Below are 3,529 nucleotides of genomic sequence, written 5' to 3' on the forward strand. Positions count from 1 at the left end.
TGCTTCGAGACTTTCCGCGGCGGGTCGGATGCCGAGAGGGCAAGAGCGCACGCCTCGGCATACTCTCTGGCTTCGACGGCCGCACGCGCGGGAATGGCGAAGACCGAGGATTGTCGCGCGCCGAGCAACGGCCGCACTTGCTGCTCCGGCCCGCGCCCCGAACCCGTCACCCGGTCCGGCAGGCCAATCGGCATGTCGACGGCCACGATGTCAGGCACGGTCTCGCCGGCAAACATGTCGCTGAAGCGTGGAAGGACCTGGACGACGGGGTCCCGATCCAGCTCCTGCGCATCGGCAAGGGCGACAATCCAGCCACCGGGACAGCCATCGACGCCGGCAATCCAGACCATGGCGCTCTCCTTCGTCTTTCGCAGCGCTGGCATTGCATCTGCGTTCGTCTACTGTGCGGTGCAGCACAAGCCGGCCGTGTCAGGAGAGACGATGACCACGATCCGCCCCCGCCGCAGCGCCCTTTATATGCCGGGCTCGAATGCTCGTGCCCTCGAGAAGGCGCGTGAGATTCCCGCCGATGTCCTAATCCTCGATCTGGAGGACGCGGTTGCGCCCGACGCCAAGGCCGCGGCACGCGAACAGGTCTGCGCCGCCGTGAAGGCCGGCGGCTACGGCCGTGCCGAACTCGTGATCCGCGTCAACGCCGTGGGAACCCCCTGGTTTGCCGATGACCTCGCCGCCGCGACCGAGGCCAGGCCGCAGGCGATCCTGATCCCGAAGGTGTCCGCGCCGGAGACGCTGCATGAGATCGGCCTCCAGCTCACCGGCCTGTGGGCGGACCCCGCCATCGCGGTCTGGGCGATGATGGAGACGCCGCTCGCCATCCTCGACGCCGAGCGCATCGCGCGCGCCGCCCGCGACCCTGTCACCCGGCTCGCCTGTTTCGTCATGGGCACCAACGATCTCGCCAAGGAGACGCGCGCCCGCTTCGTGCCTGGCCGTGCGCCTATGCTGCCTTGGCTGACGCAGGCGATCCTGGCGGCACGTGCCCACGGCATCGACATCCTCGACGGCGTCTATAACGACATCAAGGACGAGGCGGGCTTCTACGTCGAATGCGAACAGGGGCGCGATCTCGGCTTCGACGGCAGGACGCTCATCCACCCCTCGCAGGTCGCCGTCGCTAACGCGGTCTTTGCCCCGGGCGAGGCGGAGCTGGCGCGGGCCCGTGCCGTCATCGCGGCCTTCGACCTGCCGGAGAATGCCGGCAAGGGCGCGATCCAGCTCGACGGCCGCATGGTCGAACTGCTGCATGCGGAGATCGCGCGCCGCACGGTCGCACTGGCGGACGCGATCGCCTCCTGAAACGAAAGGGGCCGCGCCGGGCGCGACCCCTTCGATATCCGTGGCCGCCCGGTCAGCCCTTCTTGGCGGCCTTGGCGCGTTCCATGGCCTCGACGATCAGCTTCTTGGCTTCGGCGGCATCGCCCCAGCCCTTGAGCTTCACCCACTTGCCGGGCTCGAGATCCTTGTAGTGCTCGAAGAAGTGCTGGATCTGGTCGAGCGTGATCTTCGGCAGGTCGGTGTAGTTGTGAACGTTCTCGTAGCGCTTCGTCAGCTTCGGTACGGGCACCGCGATGATCTTCTCGTCGCCACCGCCCTCGTCCTCCATCAGCATCACGCCGATCGGACGCACGGCGATGTAGGAGCCCGGCACCAGCGGGCGCGTATTCGCGACCAGCACGTCGCAGGGATCACCGTCTTCCGACAGCGTGTGTGGAATGAAGCCGTAATTTCCCGGATACCGCATCGGGGTATAAAGGAAGCGGTCGACGAAGAGCGTGCCGGCTTCCTTGTCCATCTCGTACTTGATCGGCTCGCCTCCGATCGCCACTTCGATCAGGACGTTGACTTCGTCCGGCGGATTCTTGCCGATGGAGATGGCGTCGATGCGCATTGGAAACCTGTCCTTGGGATATTTCGCCGGGCCTTATGCCGTTTCGACACGGAAAGTCCAACCCCTTCCTTCGTTGTTCCGGGCCCGACGGCCCGGGCGGCGCGATTTGCGCTGCGGGATTCCCGCTGGTATCGGGCGCTGCATGAACCTGACCGGATCCTTCCCATGCTGACGCGGCTACGCCCCGACGAGGAGCGCTATGCCCGCCGCATGGCACGCATCGCGCGCTGGGACCGGCCGATCGAGGGCCGCGGCCAGCGCCTGCGCGCCTGGGCCAACATGCTGCTCGTCGACCACGGCATCTTCCGCCTGGCCTATCTCAACGCACATCGCGTGACGCCGCGGCTGTGGCGCTCGGCACAGCCTGCCCCGCACCAGATCGCGCGCTTCGCGCGCGAGGGCGTGAAGACGATCGTCAATCTCCGTGGCGGACGGGAGCATGGCTCCTGGCCCTTGCAGAAGGAGGCCGCCGAGCGCCACGGCATCGCCCTCGTCGATTTCGTCCTGCGCTCCCGCGGCGCCCCGGATCGCGAGACCATCCTCGGCGCGAAGGATTTCTTCGCGACGCTCGAGGAACCGGCGCTCGTGCACTGCAAGTCCGGCGCCGACCGTGCCGGCTTCTTCTCGGCGCTTTACATGCTCGTCCATGAAGGGCGCCCCCTCGAGGAAGCCATGCGCCAGCTCTCCTGGCGCTACGGCCATTTCCGCTTTGCAAAGACCGGGATCCTCGACGCCTTCTTCGAGGCCTATCGTCGCGAGGGCGAGGCCGAGGGCATCGCCTTTCTCGATTGGGTCGAGACCATCTACGATCCGGAACGGCTGGAGCGCGAATTCAAGCCCGGCCTGGTTTCGTCGTTGATCGCCGACCGTCTGATCCGCCGGGAATAGCCCTCCGCGGCAGGCTCAGCGGGCCGGGCTCCCGACGACGCCGTCGCCGACGGGCGTCCCTTCGGCTTCGCCCAGATGAAGCCAGATGAACCCGGTATGCGCCAGCGCTCGCAGGATCGAGATCAGGCCGATCGCCTGCAACAGACCGGCCGAGAGCGCACCAAACGAGATCATGGTCGCGATGATCGCGACAAGCGCGGCCGCATTGATCACGACCTGCCAGACGGGCTGGCGCGACAAGGTCGCCATGTCCTGCAACGGCGTCAGCACCGCGATGCCGGCATAGAAGGGGGCAAGCAGGGCAAGCACCTGGCCGAGGCTGTCCCAATGCGTTCCTTCGAACAGCGGCTCGACCAGTGTCCCGGCCAGGGCGATCGTGCCGAACAGCAGCGCGGCGATGCCGAGCAGGCCGAGCGTCATGCCGCGCGCCGCCAGACGTCGGCGCTGGCCTGCGCGGCTTCTCAGCCAGTTCACGGCGATGGGCGCCGTCACCGTGCCGAACATCTGCGTCGGCATCTCGAGAAGCCGCATCGACAGCGCGACCTGCGCGGCGAGAGCTGTATTGGCGGCATAGGGCAGCGCCAGAACGGGGGCGATCGCAAAGCCAAAAGCCAGCAGCGCGCTCGGCAGCAGCGTCACCGGAACGCTGCGCCAATGATAGGCAGCGGCGAAGAGGCCGTGACGCGACCAGAGGCGCGGCGTCACGAGCGGCAGAATGGCCTGCCAGCGCCC

5 protein-coding genes are annotated in these 3,529 nt (G+C 67.3%); 2 read left to right on the forward strand and 3 right to left on the reverse strand.

The window, feature by feature from the left end; translation table 11 throughout:
- On the reverse strand, window positions 1-350 hold a 350-nt coding region (locus tag ACIPIA_RS12350), incomplete at its 3' end, for a DUF429 domain-containing protein (RefSeq protein ID WP_400509917.1).
- A 91-nt stretch (window positions 351-441) separates the two neighbouring features.
- Between ACIPIA_RS12350 and ACIPIA_RS12355 the strand changes: the two genes are divergently transcribed.
- Entirely contained in the window at window positions 442-1,317 is an 876-nt protein-coding gene (locus ACIPIA_RS12355; RefSeq protein WP_400509919.1) for an HpcH/HpaI aldolase/citrate lyase family protein, read from the forward strand.
- A gap of 52 nt (window positions 1,318-1,369) precedes the next feature.
- On the opposite strand, the gene ppa is transcribed toward ACIPIA_RS12355, so the two are convergent.
- The gene (gene ppa / locus ACIPIA_RS12360) at window positions 1,370-1,909 is read right to left on the reverse strand and encodes an inorganic diphosphatase (protein WP_400509921.1); all 540 of its coding nucleotides are present in this window, start codon (window positions 1,907-1,909) and stop codon (window positions 1,370-1,372) included.
- Window positions 1,910-2,074: 165 nt separating this feature from the next.
- On the opposite strand from ppa, the gene ACIPIA_RS12365 reads away from it, so the two are divergent.
- Window positions 2,075-2,797, forward strand: coding sequence for a protein tyrosine phosphatase family protein (locus tag ACIPIA_RS12365; RefSeq protein WP_400509923.1), 723 nt, complete (start codon window positions 2,075-2,077; stop codon window positions 2,795-2,797).
- A 15-nt stretch (window positions 2,798-2,812) separates the two neighbouring features.
- Here ACIPIA_RS12365 and ACIPIA_RS12370 read toward each other — a convergent pair.
- Window positions 2,813-3,529, reverse strand: a 717-nt coding sequence (locus ACIPIA_RS12370) for a hypothetical protein (RefSeq protein ID WP_400509925.1), incomplete at its 5' end; no start/stop codon positions are given.

The sequence above is a fragment of the Allobosea sp. CER48 genome, assembly GCF_044752385.1.
GTDB lineage: Bacteria > Pseudomonadota > Alphaproteobacteria > Rhizobiales > Beijerinckiaceae > Allobosea.

Excerpts from the sequence above, each read along its gene's own strand:
- ACIPIA_RS12355 (WP_400509919.1), top strand. The coding sequence starts at position 442 with ATGACCACGATCCGCCCCCGCCGCAGCGCCCTTTATATGCCGGGCTCG.
- ppa (WP_400509921.1), bottom strand. The coding sequence starts at position 1,909 with ATGCGCATCGACGCCATCTCCATCGGCAAGAATCCGCCGGACGAAGTC.
- ACIPIA_RS12365 (WP_400509923.1), top strand. The coding sequence starts at position 2,075 with ATGCTGACGCGGCTACGCCCCGACGAGGAGCGCTATGCCCGCCGCATG.